The following is a 21,903-nucleotide window of genomic DNA, read 5'->3' as shown; positions in this document are numbered from 1 at the left end:
TCCGCGATCCGGGACGAGTCGGCGCGTTTTGGGGTGAAATCTGGTTGCTTGGTCATGGAGTGGTGATGTCCCTGTCGTCGTTTCCTACTGCAGACGCAAAGCGGCCATGCGCTTCAAATTCCACGCCAGGCAAACCAGCGTCCACTCGTTCTGGACATTCTCCAGGCCACGCAGCAGAAACTGGCGGAAGCCCATCACCGACTTGATGATGCCGAACACCGGTTCCACCGTTTGTTTGCGCAGTGCATAGGCCGCGCGGCCAGCCTTGGTTTTGAGCGCATGTTTCATCGCATCGACGGCCGAAGCGTTTTCGGCCAGCGGCGTCGGCTCGGTGAAACGCTCCCGCCACGGCGAATGGTGCGCATCGCGCTTGACCGCAATCAGCGGCGTTATCTGGGTGTCGACGCAGGCGGTGACGTTCCTCTGGCTGAAGTAGCCCGTATCGGCCAAAAGAGTCTCCGGCTGATTGAGTCCTTCGGGATTCTCTTGCATTTTCCCGACCATCGGCTCGACCTGCTCCTTGTCGTTCGTCGCCTGCGTGACGTCCGGGACGAGGATCAGCATCGATTCGGTATCGACCACTGCCTGAGCGTTGTAGCACTGCTCGAAACCGCCACCAGCGACTTTCATGATCCGGGATTCTTCATCGGTCAGGTTGATCTGATCATCCGCACGCGGTCCGGACTCAGAGCTTGTGAAGTTTTTCCCTGGGCGCCAGCAGGGGCGTCATTTCCCAAGTATGGCCAGTACAGGCCAAGATATGCTGTGTTCATGGTAGAGCAAGCTGTTGGCGCGCGATTTCTGTTTCTTGGCGGATTTTTGCTGTTTACCCGGCGATTTGCGGGACGACAGACGTTCCTCTCCCTATCCCGACCAAATGGGGTGCGAGCGTAGCGGTGCGCATCAGGTTGTGCGCCAGGGCGAAGAGTAGTGCAACCGCCTTGACGCGCTTCAGACCGCGAACCAGCAGTCGATTCAGCCCCCGATTGCGGGCCAGGGCATTGACGCATTCGGCGGTCGATGCGCGGTCCTTGTACAGACGCTTGGCTTCGTCGCTGGCCATTCGCTGACGCCATTCAGCCACCGCCGGGCTGTCCTTGGCTTTCGGTTGGTGGATGTCGACTTGTGGGTCCTTTGCCTTGGGCACTGGCGCATAGACAGTCGTGTGCTCTGCGACCGCGTCGATCTGCCCATGCCCCGGGTAGCCGCCATCGACCAGCCAGTTCTCCGGGACCTGGCCATAGCGTTCGCTGACTTGCTCGACCATCGTTGCCAGCTGGCCTTGATCGGTGCCAACAGTCACCACCTCAACGCCGATGATCACCTGACTTTCGGTGTCGGTGACGTACTGAAAGTTGAACGCCGGCCGAAATCCGCCATCGCCCATCTTCATGTTCGTCGCATCGGCATCGGTCGTCGAACAGCGGGCTTCACCCGGGTCCTTGCCCTGACCCTTCTTGATCGCCGCCAGTTCAGGTTGCCGAGCCAGGGCGGCCTCGATGCGTGCCTCCCGTTCAGCCACCGCACGCTGCTGCGCCGCTTGTTTGCGAGCACTTTCGCCCACCGGGTCGTCATCCACTTGCGCCTTGAGTCTGGCCACCCGTTGCCGGACCGCTTCAAGATAGGCTTTCAGCGTCTCTTCCCGCCGGAACGAGGCAGCGCCGGCACTGGCGCGCACACGCATGCCGTCCTGCGCACTGCCTTTGAATTTGACCGCTCCCGCCGCCATCAGACTGGTGACGTTGTTGGTCAGCAGATCATCCAGCGCCTCGCCTTGGTGGCTGCGAAAATCGGCCAGGGTGTGGTAGTTGACCTGTACTCCACCGCAAATCCACCGGTAGGCGTCATGGACCTCCGTCAGACGAGCGATGGCACGTGCGCTGCCAACACCTTCCAGCGTCGCGTAAAGCCACAGGGCATACAGGATTTCAGGGGCAATCGCCGGCCGGCCCACGCCACCGTCAACGGCTTTGATTCCCGCATAGAGCCCTGCCAACTCCTGTCGCTCCACGTAACCCCACACCAACCGCGCTCGGTGTCCAGGGGAAAGCACTGACTCCAGATCGCTGGCACGAAATTCGAGCTGGCTGCGATTGGGCATCAAGACTCGCGCCACAGTCTTCCGTAGCACTGCTTCCGCAGCAGCTGGGGCGCACGCGGTGACCTCGGGCATGGCGTCGTCTGCGAACAGTGGTTTCGTCTCGGACATGATCTCAGCCTGCCTATAACTAATGACATCGCCATCATAGCCCAGACGCACACACCCAACACAAACCCTTGGGAATATTTTCACAGGCTCTCAGGTGGCGTCGGTGGCTTGCCGCCCGGTTTTTTGCCTGTCGCTGCTTCCTTTGCTGCACGGGTAGCCCTCTTGGCCTCGTACTCCGCGCTCTCCTGCGCATACCGTTCTTTGGCCCGTGCCTCGAGCTTGGCTTTGGCGACCACAATCGCCGCCAAGCGATCCTCTCGGCGCTTGATCTCGTCGGGAAGACTCGCTCCGTCCGGCACCGACGATTGATCTGCTGACTCCGCCAGAGCCAGCAGTTCCTGTACCCCCGCCTTCAGGTGGGCTTCGATCTTCTCAGCGTGCCCATACGATAGGGCGCTGTGCCGGCTGGCGTTGGCGTGAATCTTGGTGCCATCCAGACTGACGGTACCAAAACGCGAGAGTTGGTTCTCCCGAGCAATCTGGAGCACTTGGACAAAGGCGGATTGAAACTTCTTGCCAAAGCGCTTCCTGAAGTAAAACAGCGTATCGTGGTCGGGATGCCGGTTGCAGGCAATGTAACGAAACGCCAGTGAATCAAAGGTCGCCCGTTCAATCTTGCGGCTGGAGAACGTACCCGTGGCGTAGCCGTAGATCAACAAGGAGAGCAGCGTCGCCGGGTGATAGGCCTCGCTGCCACGCCCGGCATAGGCTCGTTCCAGCGCCGATAGATCAAGTCCTTCCACTACATCCACGACATACCGTGCCAGGTGCGCTTCTGGCAGCCACTCTTGCACCGACGGGGGCAACAGGTAGTCGGTGTCTCGATCTATCGCGTGAAAGGTCATGGCAACGCCCGTCTCAATCAATAACTATGATTATCGCATGCAGCGGGGTAAGTCCGACAGGCTGCTAGAGCATAAGGTTTTCCCTATGCGCATGCGGACTGACTCTATGAGACACCTGTGCCAATGATTGCGTTTGCTCAGGCCGGTTCCTCTTGCCGGTCCCGATCGTCTGAATTGGGCTAAACGTCTTCTTCCAAGGTATGGTAACTCTGGCACCCGTACAACCGCTATCGCTTGGAATGGCCGCGTTGTGTGAATTGGCCTGACGGCAGGTCTTCGAGAACAGGGTGATCGAATCAAGCAGCTTATGAATTATGGTCTTAAGCCAAATATCATGCATGGTCGATACATTGCCACTGCCCGTGAAACTAAACGGGTCAGAGTGCCATGGCACTACCTTAAGCTTTTGACATGCCATGTTTTTCGTTTAACGACAAGCAGTTGCTACAGAAACGTAAGCCGCCTTTGCATCCAAGAAAAAACCTGAATCCAGCATCGACGGACCTTCCCGGGCACCGGCTTGCGCCGGTGGTGACGTACGTTGGCAAGCAAGAAATAGAGTGATTTGTCCATGCTATCGGCCTAAGGTAGTGCCATGGGGGTCAGAGTGATTTGGAAACTGAAATCACTCTGACCCGTTGGATACAGTGCGCCACATACGAAGCGACGCCCAGTTCCCGCCAAACACGGCGCTCAGCTCCCGGATGCGCAGCTCGTACCTTCCACCTTCACGCTGATCCTGGATCTCGTTCAGGCCGGCATAGGGGCTGTCCTTGTGGTCGGCCACGTTCTCGACGCGCTGGCGGTCATAGGACAGACGAAGGGAGAGGCCGCGCGCGGCCAGATAGTCCATCAGGAACTCGCGCTTGATTTCTATCAGGCGATGGCTGCCATCGCTGTCCACCGTCTCCCTAGCGACCACGACAAAGTCCTCTTCCGGCCTGGCCCAGTTCGGCCCTTCCTTAATCAGGCGAAGCGCGACCACCAGGTCAGGATTCAGGATCCACTGCCGGCCGCCGACCACGGGCTGTGGGTGCTCGAAAACAAGGTTGATCCCGATGGACTCCTTGTCGTTGTACTGGTACTCATCCATCGGCGAGTAATGTCCGTCTGAGTACGCATACGGTGCCACGGTGTGCCCGATACCGATGTCGCTCCAGCTCAAGCGCTCGGCAAGTTCGCGATGCTTGTTTGGAAAGGCGACGGAGCCGCAAGCGAATATGTTGCCGATATACCCAACCTCCGTCACGTTGCCCTTCTCGTCATTGAGCGACGCCCGGAGTGGGACCCAGGTCGCCCGAGAGAACGGACGCCGAATTTCAGAGGTTTGAAGAATCCAAGCTTCGTTCATGGATCGGTTCTCTAGGTGATGTCAGCAACATCTACTTTAATCCAGCAACCCGCGCCCGAGTTACGTGGGGGCTGTTCGCCGATCGCAGGTGGGGAGGCCAGCGCTGCATCGGTACAAATTGGGGGGGGCGAGTACCAGAGAGCAGTCACGGACGAGCGCCAGCCTTTGGCCGGCAGCGGCTCACGGGTCGTCCTATGGGAGAGACCGCTATACGCGGCACAGCGGACGTTCGCGTCACTATTGACGTCGCAGCACTTCGAACAGATCTTGCCGACCCGCGGCAACCATCGACTGCAGAGTCCTGGCTTACTTGTGTCCACCGCGCGCGCAGTTCGGTCTGTCGTCAGATCGTGTCAGGCAAGAGCTCTCGCCAGAGCCATGCCCGTCCCGAAATGCAAACCTGGAGCGCACAACCTCGCAGCAACACGGAGAATTCCACCGGCCGGCCGGCGCCAACGCCCAGATGCGCTTTCCGCAAAGGGCTGCGTCAACCCTCTGCGGAAAGCCCGGCGTTGCCGCCGGGGGTTTATCGGGGATCGCGTCGCCGGTAGCGTTCCAGCACCCGATCCCGAATCACTTCGGAATCGAGGCCAGAAAGCGCGCAGCACGCGTGGTACGAGAAGGCGTTCGAGCACTCCTTCGGGGACAGCAGCCAGTCGAGGATCTCCACCCGTGTAGCGGCGCAGACCCTCGAATCGAACAGAGCGCGCAGCGACTTGTGCAGCAGGCGCCTGTGAAGCCTGACGAGTTCATCGTCAGACCACGGGCAGCCTTCGCCAGGTGCTTCTGCTCGCTCGGTGCGGACCGCAGCCTTTCGTCGTGGCCTCGGGCCATCGGCCATGGATAGAGACACCGCGATCACTTCCTCGCGGGGCGCTCATTTCGCTACGCCGACAATCGCACTGACCGGTGAAGCCGTGTCGGTCAACGCCGCCTTACGACTGCGATAGGCGCGAAGCAACTGCTCAAGATCGCCGTCGTCGGCGGCGTCTTCGGCCTTGGCATAGCGTTCGTCGAGTTCATCAACGGATGCAGCTTGGCTGATGCTGGCGAGGAGCGTATCGAGCGGCGGTTTGCCACCTTCACGACCGGACTTCTGGTCGCCCGCCCCCGTCTCCTCAGCCTTCGCGTCACTCGACTCGTCGTCGATGATCGGAGCCCAGGAGCCGTCGATCGCCTCGGCCATCCCGATGTTCTGGGTTTTACCGCGTTCGTTGAGTTCGTCCATGGCTAGAGCCATGGCCAGCTCCGGCGACTTCGGCAGCAAATTGCACAGGCGGCGAATGGCCGTCTTGAGGCCCATCGGGACGAAATGCGTGTCCCACGGACTCTCCTTTCGGTTCTTCTTCGCCATCTGGTAGCCGCGGGAGTGATCACGTACCCACTCGACCTGCTCCTTTGACAGGGCGTGGAAGGTGCGTGAGCCATCGTTGAACACCGCGACGGCGTAGAAACCGGCGATCGCTCCACGCTCGTCGTCGGACGCCGGGAAGCCGTTCTTCTTCAACGGCTCGTGCATCAAGGAACGGTTGAGGCCCAGGACGATGTCGAACCGGTCGTTGATCCGCACTTCGTGCGCATAGATGTCCTGCACGCTGCCGCTGTTGCGCGCGAGTTTCACGAGCCCCTGATAGCCGGGGATCAACTGGCACTGGCTACCGAACACGACGAGATGCGCTTCGCCCATCAGGCCGATTTGCAGACCGAGCTGGCAAGACTGGATGACCGCCGCGACGACACTGCGTGGCTCCACTTCGGACAGCTTCGGATTCATGCGAAATGCAGTCAGTGCGATCCGCGCCATGCGCTCCGCGCTGAGATGCTTGGGCAGCGCGCGGGCGATTTCGCCCTTGAGCTGTTCGAGCATCGCTGGAAAAGACACCACGTTGGTCGGATTCCCCTGACGGGCGCTCTGGATGTTACGCAAGGTTTGAGACATGGTTTCCTCCAAATACAAATGGCGGAGACACCATGCCTCCCGGAGCGGGGACTGGTCTCCCCGCCGGGGTCAATGAACTAAAAATGGCCGCCGATCAGGCGGCGTCGAACTCGAAGGCGTCGGCGTTGGCTGCCCAACGCGGTAGCGAAATCAATTCGATCTCACCCCCGGGCTGGTAAGCCGGCCAGTTGCCCGAGTCCTGGCACCACTTCAGAAGCTGCAGTGCTGCCCGGTACTTCTTGCGACCGACCTCGATGATTTCTGGGTCAGCCCGGTAAAGCGCCACGGCATGGGGAGCCTCTTTTTCGACGGCGACAAAGAGGAAGGGCAACTCCGTGCCGGTCACGGCTTTCATTCCATCGACGTAGAACGCCGCCTGGATGTCGTAGCCAAGATTGGCGATGGCGCGAGAAAAACCTCGGCTGCTGGCATCGACACAGCTCTTGAGATCGACCACGGCCGTCCCGTTGAACCAGTCCGGACGACAGCGACAGGGGATCCCGGTGAGCGGGTCTGTCCAGAACGCCGACAGCTCGGCCTCTCCTTGCTTGAACAGGCGGGCCGCCCCCTCGTGCGCGTGAACGGCGGCGCGCACTCGGGTCAATGTCGCCAGGTCGTCGGAAGTGATCAGGGTTTTGCCCTGATTTTCCTGTTCGAAGCGGGCGGCGGCTTCCTTGCCTTCCTTGGTGCGGCGATCAAACTTCTCGACCACCGCGAACTCTTCGGAAAAACGATCCGGTTCGAGGACGTGGGTGTGAACCGCAGACCCAAACGCCATCGCCGGCGTTGGCGGCGACGGATGATCAAGGGCTTCGCGCAGATGCGCGGGGCTCTTGAGCAGTTTGATGATTCCCGAATGGCCGATCGATTGATCCGCGTGGTATTGCTTGGCCGGCATGCGCAGCAGGCCAGGATGTCTTACGTGCATAGTGCCTCCAGAAGAAAAAAGCCGGAGTCACCTGCCCCTTCCGGAGAGGGCCTCCCCGGCTGGGTGGATGAAAATGCTGTTTGTTTCGTGCGGCCAGCTACCGCGACTTGCTCGGGCGAAGAATCGCTCGATCAAAGGCTGCTTTCCGGAGGGCGCTCAGGAAACGCACTCGGGAAAGCCCCGGCAAGCCGGGGCGTGCTTCAGTTCGCTGCTTGTTCTTGACTCGCGAGGGTCAGAGCCCGTCGGAGTAGCTGGCGGGTTTCCGGGTCGGTGCGCCCTGCCTGGAGTCTCTGGTGGAGATCGCAGGCACGATTCATCGAGAGAGCCGAAAAGAGTCGAACGAGAAGCGGGTTGGATTGCACGACTTGATCGTGTGCGGGGTCGAAAGCCATGTTCAGAGCCCCAGCGCGCGAATGATCGGACGGCTGATGATCCAGCCGGTGATGCAGCAAGAAAGAAGAACGAGTGCCATGAGATGCCTCCAGGAAAAAAAAGGGCATCCCTCCCCTGATGCGGAGGCGATGCCCCGCAGGGGGATGAGCGTTCAGGCGATCACTTCAAACGAAGCCTCACCGCTCTTGGCGGGATCGATGTCGACCCCGATCCGGCGCTGGTAAGCCGGTCGGTCGTATTGCTGCCAATGGGTGCTTGTGACCTTCACCGGCTCGGGCGCTGCCGTCGCTTCGGGTCGACGGCTCAAGAAGCTCCTGAGGCCTTGTGCCGAGCAACGGAGAAACGACAGAAGCAAGTGAAGCCCTGCCAGCATGGCGAGGACGAGAATGACACGTTCCATGAGCGAACCTCCTGAGGTGAAGGGCGGTCGGCTCCCGGCCCGGGAGAATGACCGCCCGGTAGGGGAAAGACGTGACGACCGGCTCAGAACGGCTCCATGACCGGCACTTCGTCGACGGCTGAACTGCTTGCCTGATCAGACGCGGCCGTGCCGGCACGACGAGGGACGGAACCCGATGCCTTGGCGTCCTTCGCCGATGAACGAGCACCGAGCATCTGCATTTCGCTGCCGATGATCTCGACCACATAGCGATCCTGACCTGCGCTGTCCTGCCACTTGCGGGTCTGGATGCGACCTTCGACGTAGATCGGAGAGCCCTTCCTGAGGTACTCGCCGACGACTTCGGCGGTACGGTTGAAGAAGATCACGCGGTGCCATTCGGTGGTCTCCTTGCGTTCACCGGACGACTTGTCCTTGCTGATCTCTGTGGTCGCGATCCGGATCGTGGCGATCGCTTCTCGGTTCTGGGTGTAGCGAACCTCGGGGTCGGCGCCGAGATGGCCGATGAGGGTGACTCTGTTCAACGATGGCATGTTGCCTCCTGACAATGAAGGCAGGGACGCCGCCGTATCCTGACGGGGCTACCCCGCCGGGGGTTGGAGAGAATGCTGTTTATGAAGAAGGCCAGCTACCTTCACTTCGATCGTCATAGACGGAACGAGAGATGGCTGAATTCTCTGCCGCCACGGTCGTCGCAGGGGTTCGAAATGCGTTGCTTCTGGTCGCTTTTCGAAGGTCGCGCTCGCAGTGCAAGCGATACGCTGGGCTTGATCGACACTCCGGGAGACGGCAGATGGCACAGCGACAGAGGAACGATTCGACGCACATTCCATCGGTCCGGCAGGACAACAGCCGGCCCTTCCTGACGCAGAAGGCCTTGCTCAATTCGCTGCACGCGCAGCAGATCTTCGACCGTGGCTACGAGATGTGCGCCAACGCGCTGTTCTCGTTGAGTGTGGTCTTGCGATTCATCGGGAGCGAAGAGCAGGCGCAGGAAGTCGATGCCCTGGTCGATACTCAGATCGACCAGACCCTGGAGGAGATTCGCAAGGAGTCGCTGCGGCTGAAGGAAGTGGCCGAAGGCAATGGCATCGAGACCGCGATCGGCTACACCAGCGCCAAGACCATCGATGTGCAGATCACCTCGCCGCGCTCGATCAAGTACCTGGCGATCATCCGCGAGTTCGACGGGATGATGGCCCACCTGGATGCGCTCTGGCTTTCATGCGTCATCAGCGACAACCAATACGCGCGCGGGGTCTATGAATGGAAGCGGCGGATTCTTCGTCTGGCCGGACAGATCCGGCAGCTCGCCACGCGTGCGGTGCTGGCGGCACGGCGGAAGGAGACGGCGAGCGAGACGGTGGCTGACGCGAGCGAGGGTCCGGTGGTGGAGGCTGAGAATTCTCCGACAGACCACACTCGGGTGAAGCTCCCCGAAGGCGAGTAGAATCTCTCTCTCGCAAGGCCGCCTTGCGGAAGGCCGAAGGTGCCGGCCCGAATGGTAGCGCGGCGCCACACAACTTCAACGGGTACCGCCAAACCAACTCGTCGGCTGAACCGAACCCGGCTAAAGGGGTCCGTTGAAGACTCGCAAAGATTGCTGCTTGGGGAGTGCGACCAGCGCAATGATTGACGATGCAACCGCATCGCCAAACAGACGAACGCCAGTTCGAGCCTTCCTTTGGTGCTGGTATTATTCTTGGTATCGTCTGACGTCAGTCCTTATTTTCGTCTTTACTATCAGTTGCTTATGTTTTTTGTTGATAATTGAGTGGGAATGATGCGCCGGCACTGAACTCAGCCGCTGGCGAGCTGCAGGACGAAGGTCCTGATCCCCCGCAGCATCATTTCGATCGCCACGGCGACCAGCACCAGCCCCATCAGCCGTTCCAGGGCCACCACGAAGCGCTCGCCGGCAACGCGCTGGATGCGCTCGGCGAGTACCAGAACGACGGCAGACACGGCCATCGTGATGCACAGGGCGCCGATCCACTCCAGGCGCCGCTCGGGCGCCTGCGAAACCAGCAGCAGCACTGTCGCCAGGGCCGAAGGCCCGGCGATGGCCGGAACGGCCAGCGGCACGATCAGCGGCTCACCCAGCGCGTCAGGCGCGTCGGCGACTCCCGGCTGCGGGAAAATCATGCGCAGCGCGATCAGGAACAGGATCACGCCACCGCCAATCTGCAGCGACAGCTCGCTGAGGTTCATCAGCCGCAGGAAACCGTCGCCGACGAACATGAAGGTCAGCAGCAGGACAAAGGCAATCAGCACCTCGCGCAGAATCACCCAGGCGCGACGCTCGGGCGGAACCGAGCGCAGCGCATTGGCGAAAATCGGGATATTGCCGACCGGATCGGTGATCAGGATGAGCAGGATGGTCGCCGAGGCGAAGGTGTAGTTCATCGATTCACGGCTTCATGGCGGACACGTGAGCGCAGGAGCGCGAGACTTCAGGCTTCGGAGAAAAGCAACCGCAATCGACAGGCCAGAGGGGACGGGGGGAATGGAAGGCGCCGCACGGCTACGCAGGATAACAGCACTGGGCATTCCTTGGCCGCTGGCTGGTCATCACCCGCTCCCGCCCGCCGTTTGCCGCGCCACTACAGGCTCAAGAAAACACTGATGCGGCGGCGGCCGAACCGCGATGTGACGCAGCCGCACGGGCCAGGACGCAATAGTCCATGTCACTGTGCAGGATGTGGCCAACGGTCGCGCTGAGGATATAGTTCAGAAGAAGAAATCCCGGTTCGGCGTTATCGCCTGCCGGATCCATCTGCTCCACCCGGGCGCGGATGAGCTGCAACTCGTCGCGCATCACCTGGTGCTCGGCACGGTGCTCGGCGAGATCGTCGTAGCCAAGCCCCGCCAGCACCCCCTCCTCGTAGCTGAAATGTTCCTCGAGCGCCTGATGAAGCTCTCCCGTCATCAGCGTCAGCTGCTCGACGTCGCCGTGCTTGCGCCAGGCGTCCGAAGCTCTTACCACCAGGGCAAAGATAGCCTCGTGCTGGGCGTCGATTTGCGCCTCGCCGATATTGAGACGGCCATCCCAGGCGACCCGCTGCTTGAGCGAAAAATTGGTCAAGCCGTGAACGCCAGACAGGCGACCGTCGAACATGACGCGTGAACTCAGACCCATGTGTCTCTTCTCTTATGATTCAGCGAATTAGCTCCTTGTGTTTGCGGTTGAGGTCGAGCGCCGCGCCCAGGCGGGGGTTTTTTTCCGATCCTATACGACCCGGTACGCGCAAAAGGATTCAAAAGTCTCACTTCGGCGAAAGCGGCGCAAACAGCAGGCGCAGGCCGACCGGGAAGCGGGCCCACCGGCAAGCCGGGAATTCGTTGCCGGGCAGGCTGCGGCGGCGGCAAAGCGCGTCGCTTTCGCCGTGTCGCGAGCCAACACGAAGCGACTTCGCAGCCGGCCTCGTCAGCACGCGTCACGCTTTAGCGCGCGTTGATAAAGATCGACGATCATGCCGGCAAGGTGTTCGGGCGACGCCTGCCTGCCCTGCCCGTGCAGGACCGCCTTGACGATGCCTTCGAGGACAGCCGCGTCGACCACTGGCGCATCGGCCGCGACGACATCTTCCGCGCTCGGCGTGTAGGCAGCGCGGACCTGCGCGAGCGCACGCGCGCCGCACCCGGTGGCCAGCCAGTCGACGCTGACGCCCGCCGCCGCGGCAATGGCCAGGGCCTTGTCCAGCGGGGGCATTCGTCCGTCGCGGAGGTAAGTTCTCAGCACCGACTCGGCCATGCCGCAGCGGCGCGCAAACGAAGACACCGACTCGTCACCGATGATCGCTTTCAAGCGCGCGGCGAGCGCACCCGATTCGATGTCGGCCAACGACCGTTGATCGACGCTGCGCTCGCTTGCCGTTGCCATCGCCGTGGTGCCAGCAGGGGCCGGAGTTCCAGTCATTGATGACCCGCAAAAAGAACAAAGGGGAAGCAGGTAACGCAAGAAACTATTGACATCTCGCAACATCTTGCTAAAAATTAGGTTGCACAGCATAGCAGAAAAGCTCCGCTTCAGGCAGACCTGCGGGTACGGGTGGCAACCCGGTGACCGCTGGCGATCGCTGAGAAACGTCGGTTTCTTGTCCGTTGGCATTGAGGGTTGCAATGCGAGGGGGAAACGAACATGCGCAAGTCTGCGGGCAGGATTCCGGAAACCAGGCTCCATTTCGAGGCCCTCGAAGCGCGCGTCCTCCTCGACGGCGACAGCGGCGCCGGCATCCTGACCCTTGCCGGCAGCATCGACGCCCCCGGCGAGCAGGATCACTACCAGTTCAGCGTAGACCAGCCAATCCGTGTCGTCCTCGACAGCCTGAGCAATCGCAGCGACCTGACCTGGCGACTGGACGGCCCCGGCGGACTGGTCGCGCGCAGGTCGTTCAGCGCCACCGAATCGCCAAACACCGCCCCACCGGCGTACGACCTGGCGCCGGGCAGCTATCGGCTGAGCGTCGATGGCACGCAGGATGCGCTCGGCGCCTACGCCCTGCGCGTGATCGACGCCGCTTCGGCAAGCGCGATGGCGCCCGACACGCCGGTCAGCGGCGTCCTCGAGGTCGGTAACCAGAGCGCGCTCTACCGCTTCCGCGCCAGCGCCGGCGACAGCTACTTCTTCAAGGCGGCAGCGCCCGCTTCCGGCGCGCTTTCCGCGCGACTGCTCGACCCTTTTGGCCGCCAGGAAGGCAACAGCTTCGATGCCCGACAGGATCGCCAGCGGTTCACCGTCGAGCGCAGCGGCGAGTACCTCCTCCTGCTCGAAGGCGACATCGCCAATCAGGCGGCGCTGGCCTACGGATTCACCCTGCAACAGGTCGTCGACAGCCACTCGCCGCTGCGCCTCGGCGAAACGCAGATCGCCACGATCGACCAGCCAGGAAAAATCGCCCACTTCACCTTTGATCTGGCGGCCACGACGCCGGTCGTTTTCGACCGCCTGGGCAACGCCGCCTTCGCCTGGTCGCTGAGCGGGCCGGCGGGTCAGCACGTCGCGCGCCGCGCCGCCGCGCAAAGCACGCTCTTCGACGGCGTCGAAAAGCTGCTCCTGCCGCCGGGAAGCTATACGCTGTCGGTCGACCTCGACGGCGCCGCCAGCGGCAGTTTCGCGTTCCGGTTGCTCGCTGCCGAGTCGGCGCAGAATCTCGTCACGGGCGCCCTAAGTACCGGCGAGCTTGACCGGGCGACTGCGTCGCAGCTGTACAGGGTGGCGCTGGGCGCCGGCGACAAGCTCTTTCTCGAGCCGCGCTCGCTCTCCGGCGGTTCGCTCGACTGGCGGCTGATCGATCCCTGGGGCGTGCGCGTCGCTAGCGGAGACTTCGGCAGCGCAGCGAATCCCGTCGCCCTGGCGCGGCCATTTACCGTGGCCACGAGCGGCGGCTACTGGCTGCTCGTCGATGGCGCCGACAGCAACGCGGCGGAAGCCGTTCTTGCTTACGAATTCTCGCTGAACGCAGTCCCCGACCTGGCGCGAACGCTGACCCTGGGCGACGCCGTCGCCGGAAGCGTCGCCAGCGCCGGCCAGTCGACGGTCTTCACCTTCGATCTCGCCAGCCCAACGCAGGTGGCGTTCGAGGCGCTCAGTCAGCGGCCGGATATCGTCTGGTCGCTGGCGGGACCGCGCGGCAACGAAGTCTCCGAGCAGCGTTTCGACAACGTCGACCACGGCGAGGGCCCCAGCCAGGCCAGCCAGGCCAGCCCGACCAGCCAAGCCAGTCATCTCGGCATCCTGACGCTGCCCGCTGGCACGCATCGATTGACCGTGCGCGGCACTGGCGCCGCCACCGGCGAGTTCTCGTTCCGCCTCCTGGATCTGGCGGCCGCGCCGACGCTGTCGCTGGAAGCGGCCACCGACGCCGTCCTGAGCGCGGAAAACCGCACGCAGGCGTATCGCTTCCTGTCCGGCGCAGGCGACCAGATCGCGCTCGAGAGCATGACCGGCAGCAGCAGCGAGGAGGGCGTCTGGCGGCTGATCGACCGTTTCGGCCGTGATGTCGCCGCAGCCGCCGCCCTGCCCCCTGCCGGAAACGCTTCCGACGCCCGACTGCTGAGCAGCGCCGGCGTCTACACCCTGCTGCTTGAACGACGCGCCGATGCGCCAACGCCGCGTGACTATCACTTCCGGCTCCAACGCGTCGGCCACCTGGCCCCGGCCGCTTCGCCCGCCGGCGAGGAATTTACCCTCGGAACGATGCTCGCCGGACTCCTGCCTGCCGCCGACGCCAGCCGAAGCTATCGCTTCACGCTCGCCGCCGATAGCCAGCTGGTGTTCGACACGCAGGGTGGCGCGAGCAGCGCCGTCTGGTCCCTGCAGGGTCCCCGCGGCAACGAAGTCGACAGCCGCCCGCTGTACCGCAGCGACGACGCCAACGCCAACCCGCTCCTCGATCTGCCGGCGGGAGACTACGCCCTGACCGTCAAGGGCGCTGCCGCAACGGGCAGCGTCTTTGCCGACGGCGCCTACGCTTTCCGGCTGCTCGACAGCGCCGCCTTCCCGGAACTGGAGCTCGGGCAACGAGTGGTCACGATGCGCCCGTCAGCGGCATCGAGCATCGGCTACCGTGTCGCGGCGACGGCCGGCAGCACGCTCGTTCTGCAGGCGGCGGATTCCGCAGGCGGCGTCTGGCGCCTGTTCGACCCCTTCGGACAGCAGATCGCGGCAGCCTCGGGCGAGACCATCACGAGGAGCATCGACATTGCCTCGACGGGCAGCTACACGCTGCTCAACGACGGCTACTACGGCGCCAACGGCGCATCGAACGTCGGCTTCACCCTTTCTCGACAGACGAAAATCAGCGCTGCCCTGGTCTTCAACCGCCCGATCAGCGTCAGCGCCGCCGGCGTCGGCAGCGTCGCCGAATATCGCTTCACCCTTGCTCAGGCAAGCACCCTTGTCTTTGATGCCCTGAGCGGTGCGTCGAGTCCGTCGAGTGCGCCAAGTGCGTCCAGCCCGTTCGACTCGCCGGGTGCTGCCTCCGCGCGCTGGATGCTTGCCGGGCCGCTCGGCACGGTACGCGGCTGGACTTCCTTGCGCGACGACCCGGGGCAGATTCTTCGCCTGCCGCCTGGCGACTATCTGCTGACCCTGGACACCTCCGGCCCGCCGGGAGCGGAATACCGCTTCCGCGTGCTGAATGCCGATTCCGCGATCGACCTGCCCTCCGGCGCCCACGTCAACGAAACGATCGCCGCGGGCGAAACGCGCCTTTATCGCTTCACCGCCGCTGCCGGCCAGAGCACTGTCGTCGCCAAACCCCCGCTGGCGAGCGAAGTGAACCAGCGCGTCGCCTGGCAACTATGGGACCCCTACGGTCGCCCGCTTGCCACTCTCGGCGCTGGCACCACACAAACCCCATTGCCGACCAGCGGAGAGTATCTGCTGGCGGTTTTCCCCACCTTCGGGCAGCAGCCGCCCGACTCGGCGCCGCGGCCGATCGCCTTTTCCTTTGCCCTGACCACGGCGCGAGCAGCGCCGCTGACGCTCAACGAACGCACGCTGGGCAGCATCGAACGACCGGGAGAAGCGGTCGGCTACGGCTTCACGCTGACTGCGCCGAGCTCGCTGCTGATTGACACCGGCCAGACGGACGGCGCCGCCGCCGGTGATTTCCTGTGGCGACTGAGTGGGCCCCGCGGCGTGGAAACGCCGCTCGTGGATTCTCGCGTGGAAACGCCGCTCGTGAATGCTGCTGGCGAAGAGCCGTTGAACAGTTTCGCCAGCACGCACGCCAGTGTCCTGGCGCTGCCCGCAGGCAACTACGAGTTCGTGGTCTCCAGCCCCGCCCTGGCCACCGGTGGCTTCAGCTTTCGCCTGCTCGACACCGCCACGCTGCCCCTCCTGGCCCGCGAAAGCTTTATCCCGCTGACCCTCGGCCCGACCGGCGAGGCGCAGGCACTGTCGCTGCTCGTCGACGAGGAAAGCGAGTTCGTCTTCGCGCCCACTGCCACGCCAACGCGCGACGGCGACTGGCGGGTCCTTGACCGCGGCGGCAGGACGATGGTCGGCGGCAGAATGGCGGAAAGTCATGATTCGTTCACCCTCCCGGCCGGCGCCTACACCTTCGTCGTCGATGGTCAGGAAATGAACAACGGCAACGCTAGCGACGGCGATGGCCCGGATGGCCAGGATGACTATGAGTTCGTCCTGCGCCGCCTGCTGGTGCGCAGCCAGGAGTTGCCGCTGGGCAGCGAAGTCTCCGCGACCATCGATCAGCCTGGCCTGGTTCGCGAATACCTGTTCTCGATCGACTCGCCGACAACGCTCCTCGTCGATGCGCTGACCGACAGCGAGAATCTGACCTGGCAACTGTCGGGACCGACCGGGCTCATTCACCGCAGCCATGGCTTCGGCGGCAACACCCTCGTCGCGCCTATCCGCCTCGACGCGGCGGGCGCCTATCGCCTGCGCTTCCTCCCGGCCTTCGGCGCCACCGAAAACTTCCGCTTCCGCATGATCGACGCCGGCCGTGCCGAATCGCTGCCGCTCTCTGGCGCACAAACCTTGCTGCTCGACCCGCAGGTCGCGACGCTGAGCGTCGGCAGCGAAGCCAGCGGCAGCACCCGCATCGCCAATCTTGCCGAGCAATGGCGCGTCTCGCTCGACTGGCCGACCCGCCTCCTCTTCGACGGTCTCGCCGGCTCCCGAAACCACTGGACGCTGCACGCCGCCGACGGCGCGCTGCTCGCTTCCGGGGTCTGCGACCGGAACGCCTTTCTTGCCCTCGATGCCGGCGCCTACACTCTCGCCGTGAAAGCCGATACGGCCGCCGATCTCGGCGCCTACGCCTTCCGGCTGATCGACCTGGCCGGCGCCGAAACGCTGTCGCCAAACCAGGAAGTACGCGCGACGCTCGACGCCGGCAGCGGCGCACAGATCTTTCGCGTGCCACCGGCAAACGCTGGCCGGCCATTGACGGTCGAGGTTGCCAGCGCCAGCAACGCAAGTGGCGTGCTCACCGCCTACGACGCCAATGGCGTTGTGCTCGGCGAATTCGCGCTGCCGCGGCTCGACCCGGCGGAACTCGGCACGGCCAGCGACAGCGAGCGCTTCCTGATCCTGGAAAACGACCCGCTCGCCGTCACGCCGCTCGACTACCTGCTCAGCACCCGCCAGGCGACACTCCTGCGGGCGCAGCCGGGTGAGACGGTGGCGGGAGGCCTGACGCGCGCCGGCGAGCGTATCGGCTACCGGGTCAGCCTGCCCCTTGCGGCAAGCCTGCCGACGCGCGCCTGGATACACGACGCCGGCTCGCGCGACGTCCGCTGGCGTCTGGTAGCTGCCGGCACGGATGCCGGCCCGGCTGACTGGTGGCCCGAGAGCGACGCCAGCGAAGCCGGGGACAACGAACTGCTCGCCGCCGGTGACTACGAGCTGATCATCGAGGCGACAGCCGACCACGCCCGCTACGATCTGCAACTGCTGGCCAGCGAGATTGCCGAAGCGCTCTCCCCGATGGGAACAGCCGGGCAACTGGCGAACGCTGGCGAGGCCAGAGTCTACCGCTACGACGTCCTCACCGCCGGTGATCATCGCCTGCACATCGCCACCGCCAACGCGTCGCCCGTCGCATGGGCAATCTACGACCCCTCGGGCAGGCGCGTACAGGCCGGCGACACCCTGCCCTTCGCTGGCCGCAGCTCGATCGTCGACCTTGGCGACCTCGAGGTCGGCCGCTTCCTCGTCACGCTCTCGGGAAGCGCTGCCGGGAGTCCTGCGGCCAGCGCCACGGGCAGCATTGACTTCAGCCTCGCCCTGTCGCCGACAGGCATTCGGCCTGGCGACCTTCTTGCCGGTCGGCTTGCTGACGACGAGACAATCCGCCGCTACACGCTGCAAGTACCTTTCGCAACGCACGTCCAGATCCACGACCAGGGCTCCGAGGCGGGCGTCGAATGGCGAATCCGCAACGCCGATGACCCGCCCGCCACCGACGGCTGGTTCGCCCTTGGACCGGCCCAGGCCGGCACCGACGATCGTGAAGCCCGCCCTCCCTACCTGGTGTGGCTGGATGCCGGCAGCTACGACTTTGCCGTCCAGGCCAACGGCGACGGTGGCGGCGCCTTCAGCGTGCATCTGGTCGATTTCGATGCTGCATCACCACTGGCGATGGGCGAAACGCTGGCCAGCTTTGCCGTCGGCGAACAGGCCAGGGTCTACCGGCTGGATACCAGCTTCCCGGGACCAGGCACGCGCCTGAACATCGGCGACGCGAGCGGCGAGCAGACAGAGGAAATCAGCTGGCTGCTGTTCGACGCGCAGCTCACGCCGGTGGCGCAGGGAAACGGCGTCGGCACGTCGATCGACCTGCCCGGCAACCGCGGCTCATACACCCTCGAATTGAAGCGACAGCCGGCGCTTGCCGGCAACGGAACGCTGAGCACGCCGCTCAGCGTCGTCTCCTCGGCCCCGCCGACGCTGCAAGTGGACGAAGTCCGCGCAGCCAGTCTGGGGCCTTTGCGCCACCACACGGCAGACTACGTCTTTTCCCTGACCGAGCGCAGCCGCATCCTGGTCGAAGCCTTGTCGGAAGTCTGGAACGTCGGCTACGAAATCCGCGCCGCCGACGGGGAACATCTGGCCAGCGACTACCTCGGCAGCCTGTACTCCGACCAGCTCGACCTCGCCCCCGGCGACTACACCCTCAAGCTCAGCGCAAGCGGGCGACCAGGCGACGGCAGCGCAGGGTCCGACTTCACGCCGGACTTCACCACAGACTTCAATTTCCGCCTGCTGAACATGACGCGCACCGGCCAGCGGATCCTCGCTCCCGGGCAGCCAATCGACGACACCGTCGCTCCAGGCGGGCAGCAGACGCAGGTCTATCGCCTGCAGGCGCGCGCCGGCGAGACCGTCACCATCGCGGCGAGCGGCGCCAACGAACTCGACCGCCAGCTCCTCTACGATGCCAGCATCGTCGTGTTCGATCCTTTCGGTCGCCACGTCGCCGACGCCTGGGTCAGCGACGGCGCCTTGCAGCAGACGCTCGACGAGTCCGGTTTCTATACGCTGGTCGTCTTCGGCGGCAGCTCCCTCGCCGAGGCGGCGGACTACACGCTGGTGGCCACGCAGCACGCGGGCGATGCGCAAACCTTGCCCGCCAGCCGCCCGGTGGCGCTGGCTGTCGACATCAGCGACACCCTGACCGCGACCGGCGCCGCCGGCAAGGCCTATCGTTTCACGCTCGACCAGGCGGGACTGGCGCTGATCGAGGGTCGCACGACCGACGCCGAAGAGGCCTGGCAGGCGCACTGGGTCCTGCGCGACGCTGCCGGCTTCCTTACCGGTGACCATGGCGACTGGAATGCGTGGCAGGCCAGCAGCGAAGCCCTGTCGCTCGCCGCCGGCGACTACACGCTCAAGGTGTCGCGCGACGACGGCCCGGGCGGCAGCTTCGCCTTTCGCGTCGATGGCAGCGCCAACGCCAGCCAGGTCGCTGGCGGAAGCGCGGTTGGCGACGTCAGCCGCTTTGGCGCCTCGGGCGCGCGCATCTATCGGGTCGAGCTCACGGCCGGTGACGAGTATCGCCTGCAGGCCGAAAACGCCAGCGAGTGGTCGCTTCACCGCCCCGATTTCTCCCAGGCACAGGCGCTGTCCGACGATGCCGTGCTGCGCTTTGTGCCGGCGCAGGACGGCCGCTGGTACCTCGTCCGGCGGGCCGACGTCACTGGCCACTCGAGCGTTACGGTCGAACGGCAACGCGCGCCCATCGCGCTCGGCAGCCGAATCAGCGGCCAGTTGACTGCAAACGGTACGGGCGACGCGCAGTATGGCTATCGCTTCCGACTGGCGGAGAGAAAGCAGCTGTTCCTCGACCTGCTCAGCGCCGACTCGCCGCTGCGGGTTCTCTTCTACCAGGGAAACACGCTGCTGCGAACACTCAACGGGCTCACGCCAGGCTTTCCCCTCGACCCGTTCGAGCTTGCCGCCGGCGATTACCGCATCGAAGTGCAGGCGATGGCGGCGGCAGCGGGAGCCACGACGGCCTACGCTCTGCGCCTGCTGGACCTCGCCGCAGCGCCAATGCTGGCGGTCAACACGGCCGTCTCGGGCCGCCTGCAGGGCGGCGAAGCGGCGATCTACGCCGTCGATCTTGCCGCCGGGACGCAGGTCGAATACCAGCCCTCCGACCTCGGCGGCCTCTACGGCAGGTGGCGCCTGCTCGCGAGCAGCGGCGCCCAGGTCGCGACCGGCTATCTCGACGAGGCGACGACGACTGGCGTGCTCGCCGGGAGCGGTCGCTATTTCCTCGTCTGGGACAGCGATCCGCGGTCGGCGGCTGGCGGCCAGGCGAACTACCGCTTCGCGCTGAAAACCGTGCAGGCGATCGCGCTTGGCGAACGGGTCGGCGGCGAAGCCTTCGCCGCCACCGCCAGCGCTGCCTATCGCTTCAGCGTGCCAACGGCGACACGCGTCCTGCTCGACCCGGCCCTTGCCGACAACGATAGCCGAGCTTTCGGCTGGCGGATTTCCCGCGCCGGGCAGTCGATCGCCCAGGGAACGCTGAGCAGCGAGGCCAATCCCGACGATCCGCTGCCGATCGTCGAATTGCCGGCAGGAAGCTATCAGCTTGCCTTTACGGCGGATGCCGATGTCGAGGATGCCGACACCTTCACTTTCCGGCTGCTCGATCTGGCGCAGGCGCAGCCCTTGAGCATGGGCATCCGGAACACCGGCGAGCGGCTTCCCGGCCAGGCGGCAATCTTCAGCTTTGTCGCCGACGCCGGCGAACCGTTGACGCTCGCGCAGGATTCCGGCGACAGCGATCGCTGGTGGCTGCTCGACGAGTTCGGCCGGGAATTGGCACGTGGACAGGGCGCCGGCAGCGTCGCCCCCCTCCCCCGCAGCGGCACCTACTTCCTGCTCCGCGACGATGACAGCAGCGATCATGAAGCAGGCCGGCACTACGACTTCAGCATATCGAGCGGGGAGGATCTCGGGCGGGAGCAGGAGCTGGCCCTGAACAGCGTCGTCGCGGCGACGCTCGAAGCCGGCGGCGCCCTGGCCTACCGCTTCACCACCAGCAGCGCCGCGACGCTCTGGCTGACCCCGCTGAGCGCCGACTTCGCGACCCATGTCGAAGTGCGCAGTGCGGCGGGCTGGCGCCTGTACAGCGCCGACGCATCGGCGACGACGCCGCAGGCCATCAGGCTGCCCGCCGCGGGAAGCTACACGCTCGAGCTGCGCGACCGGTCGCCCGGGCTGACCGCCAGGCTGCTGCGCTTCGTGCTCGGCGAAACGAATGCACCCGGCGAGGACGCCGGCCAGCCCCCGGGCAGCGCGACCGGCGGCGTGCCGGCGCCCACCCTTGGCACCGCTTTTGGCACCGCTTTTGGCACCACTCTTGACACCGCTCTTGGCACCACCCTGGTGGCCACACTCGCCGGCAACGGCAGCACGCCCTACGCGCTGCACCTCGATCAGCCCAGCGTCCTCGCCTTCGACAGCCTGGGCAGTGGCGCCAGCCTGTGGTGGCAACTCGTGGATTCGCGCGGCGTCCTGCTCTTCTCGCGGCGGATGAGCGAGCCGGCCAGCGGCACCGATGCAAATATCATCAACCACGCCATCTATCATTCCGGGCAGCTCGCCGCCGGCGACTACACCCTGCTCATCCGCAACTTCGGCAGTGCGCCGGAAAGTGGCCGCTTCCGCGTGCTGGCCCTCGACGACAGCCTGCCGCTCGCACGCGACACGCCAACGACGATCGGCACTGCGCCAGCGGAGGGCAGGCAAGGCTTCCGTTTTTCGGCGCGTGCCGGCGAGCGCTATTTTCTTGACGTCCTCGACTCCGCCAGCGGCACGTCGACCTCTGGAGTGGCTCGCGCCGTCGCGC

At 64.4% G+C, this 21,903-nt stretch carries 10 protein-coding genes and 3 pseudogenes (1 of these 13 running past the window's edge); 2 read left to right on the top strand and 11 right to left on the bottom strand.

What is annotated here, in order from left to right:
• Positions 1-84 precede the first annotated feature (84 nt).
• The 8 genes and pseudogenes from QZ634_RS00160 to ssb form a co-directional block, all read right to left on the bottom strand.
• Positions 85-687, bottom strand: a pseudogene (locus QZ634_RS00160) (transposase); the annotation flags it as partial.
• A 139-nt stretch (positions 688-826) separates the two neighbouring features.
• Positions 827-2,209 carry an IS1182 family transposase gene (locus QZ634_RS00155; protein ID WP_291984505.1) on the bottom strand — a complete coding sequence of 461 codons (1,383 nt, stop codon included), beginning with the start codon at positions 2,207-2,209 and terminating at the stop codon, positions 827-829.
• An 86-nt stretch (positions 2,210-2,295) separates the two neighbouring features.
• Positions 2,296-3,054: pseudogene (locus tag QZ634_RS00150) on the bottom strand (transposase); the annotation flags it as partial.
• A gap of 646 nt (positions 3,055-3,700) precedes the next feature.
• Positions 3,701-4,405: pseudogene (locus QZ634_RS00145) on the bottom strand (hypothetical protein); the annotation flags it as partial.
• Between the two features lie 877 nt (positions 4,406-5,282).
• On the bottom strand, positions 5,283-6,344 hold the full coding sequence (locus QZ634_RS00140) for a recombinase RecT (protein ID WP_291987912.1): 1,062 nt from the start codon (positions 6,342-6,344) through the stop codon (positions 5,283-5,285).
• Between the two features lie 94 nt (positions 6,345-6,438).
• Entirely contained in the window at positions 6,439-7,272 is an 834-nt protein-coding gene (locus QZ634_RS00135; protein WP_291984503.1) for a PD-(D/E)XK nuclease-like domain-containing protein, read from the bottom strand.
• A 544-nt stretch (positions 7,273-7,816) separates the two neighbouring features.
• Positions 7,817-8,065, bottom strand: coding sequence for a hypothetical protein (locus QZ634_RS00130; protein ID WP_291984501.1), 249 nt, complete (start codon positions 8,063-8,065; stop codon positions 7,817-7,819).
• An 83-nt stretch (positions 8,066-8,148) separates the two neighbouring features.
• Positions 8,149-8,598 carry a single-stranded DNA-binding protein gene (gene ssb, locus QZ634_RS00125; RefSeq protein WP_291984499.1) on the bottom strand — a complete coding sequence of 150 codons (450 nt, stop codon included), beginning with the start codon at positions 8,596-8,598 and terminating at the stop codon, positions 8,149-8,151.
• Between the two features lie 260 nt (positions 8,599-8,858).
• Here ssb and QZ634_RS00120 point away from each other — a divergent pair, with 260 nt between their 5' ends.
• Positions 8,859-9,515 (top strand): hypothetical protein, encoded by a 657-nt coding sequence (locus QZ634_RS00120; protein WP_291984497.1) that lies wholly within the window; start codon positions 8,859-8,861, stop codon positions 9,513-9,515.
• Positions 9,516-9,865: 350 nt separating this feature from the next.
• Here QZ634_RS00120 and QZ634_RS00115 read toward each other — a convergent pair whose 3' ends face one another.
• The 3 genes from QZ634_RS00115 to QZ634_RS00105 form a co-directional block, all read right to left on the bottom strand.
• The gene (locus QZ634_RS00115; protein ID WP_291901377.1) at positions 9,866-10,471 is read right to left on the bottom strand and encodes a MarC family protein; all 606 of its coding nucleotides are present in this window, start codon (positions 10,469-10,471) and stop codon (positions 9,866-9,868) included.
• Between the two features lie 205 nt (positions 10,472-10,676).
• On the bottom strand, positions 10,677-11,204 hold the full coding sequence (locus QZ634_RS00110; protein ID WP_291984495.1) for a hemerythrin family protein: 528 nt from the start codon (positions 11,202-11,204) through the stop codon (positions 10,677-10,679).
• 288 nt (positions 11,205-11,492) lie between these two features.
• A complete protein-coding gene (locus QZ634_RS00105; RefSeq protein ID WP_291984493.1) occupies positions 11,493-11,948 on the bottom strand; it encodes a helix-turn-helix domain-containing protein in 456 nt (151 codons plus the stop codon).
• 258 nt (positions 11,949-12,206) lie between these two features.
• Here QZ634_RS00105 and QZ634_RS00100 point away from each other — a divergent pair, with 258 nt between their 5' ends.
• On the top strand, positions 12,207-21,903 hold the 5' end (the start) of the coding sequence (locus QZ634_RS00100) for a CARDB domain-containing protein (protein ID WP_291984491.1). 26,831 nt of this gene lie beyond the right edge of the window; the window shows 9,697 of its 36,528 coding nt (coding positions 1-9,697); its start codon is at positions 12,207-12,209; its stop codon lies off the right edge, out of view.

This window comes from Candidatus Accumulibacter sp. ACC007 (assembly GCF_907163205.1).
Lineage (GTDB): Bacteria > Pseudomonadota > Gammaproteobacteria > Burkholderiales > Rhodocyclaceae > Accumulibacter > Accumulibacter regalis.
The sequence above is the reverse complement of the archived record's forward strand: the minus strand, read 5'-3'. Positions and strand labels throughout refer to the sequence as shown.

What these genes read in the sequence shown, in the direction of transcription:
- ssb (WP_291984499.1), bottom strand. Translation starts at nt 8,598, where the DNA reads ATGCCATCGTTGAACAGAGTCACCCTCATCGGCCATCTCGGCGCCGAC.
- QZ634_RS00115 (WP_291901377.1), bottom strand. Translation starts at nt 10,471, where the DNA reads ATGAACTACACCTTCGCCTCGGCGACCATCCTGCTCATCCTGATCACC.
- QZ634_RS00105 (WP_291984493.1), bottom strand. Translation starts at nt 11,948, where the DNA reads ATGGCAACGGCAAGCGAGCGCAGCGTCGATCAACGGTCGTTGGCCGAC.
- QZ634_RS00155 (WP_291984505.1), bottom strand. Translation starts at nt 2,209, where the DNA reads ATGTCCGAGACGAAACCACTGTTCGCAGACGACGCCATGCCCGAGGTC.
- QZ634_RS00130 (WP_291984501.1), bottom strand. Translation starts at nt 8,065, where the DNA reads ATGGAACGTGTCATTCTCGTCCTCGCCATGCTGGCAGGGCTTCACTTG.
- QZ634_RS00110 (WP_291984495.1), bottom strand. Translation starts at nt 11,204, where the DNA reads ATGGGTCTGAGTTCACGCGTCATGTTCGACGGTCGCCTGTCTGGCGTT.
- QZ634_RS00140 (WP_291987912.1), bottom strand. Translation starts at nt 6,344, where the DNA reads ATGTCTCAAACCTTGCGTAACATCCAGAGCGCCCGTCAGGGGAATCCG.
- QZ634_RS00135 (WP_291984503.1), bottom strand. Translation starts at nt 7,272, where the DNA reads ATGCACGTAAGACATCCTGGCCTGCTGCGCATGCCGGCCAAGCAATAC.
- QZ634_RS00120 (WP_291984497.1), top strand. Translation starts at nt 8,859, where the DNA reads ATGGCACAGCGACAGAGGAACGATTCGACGCACATTCCATCGGTCCGG.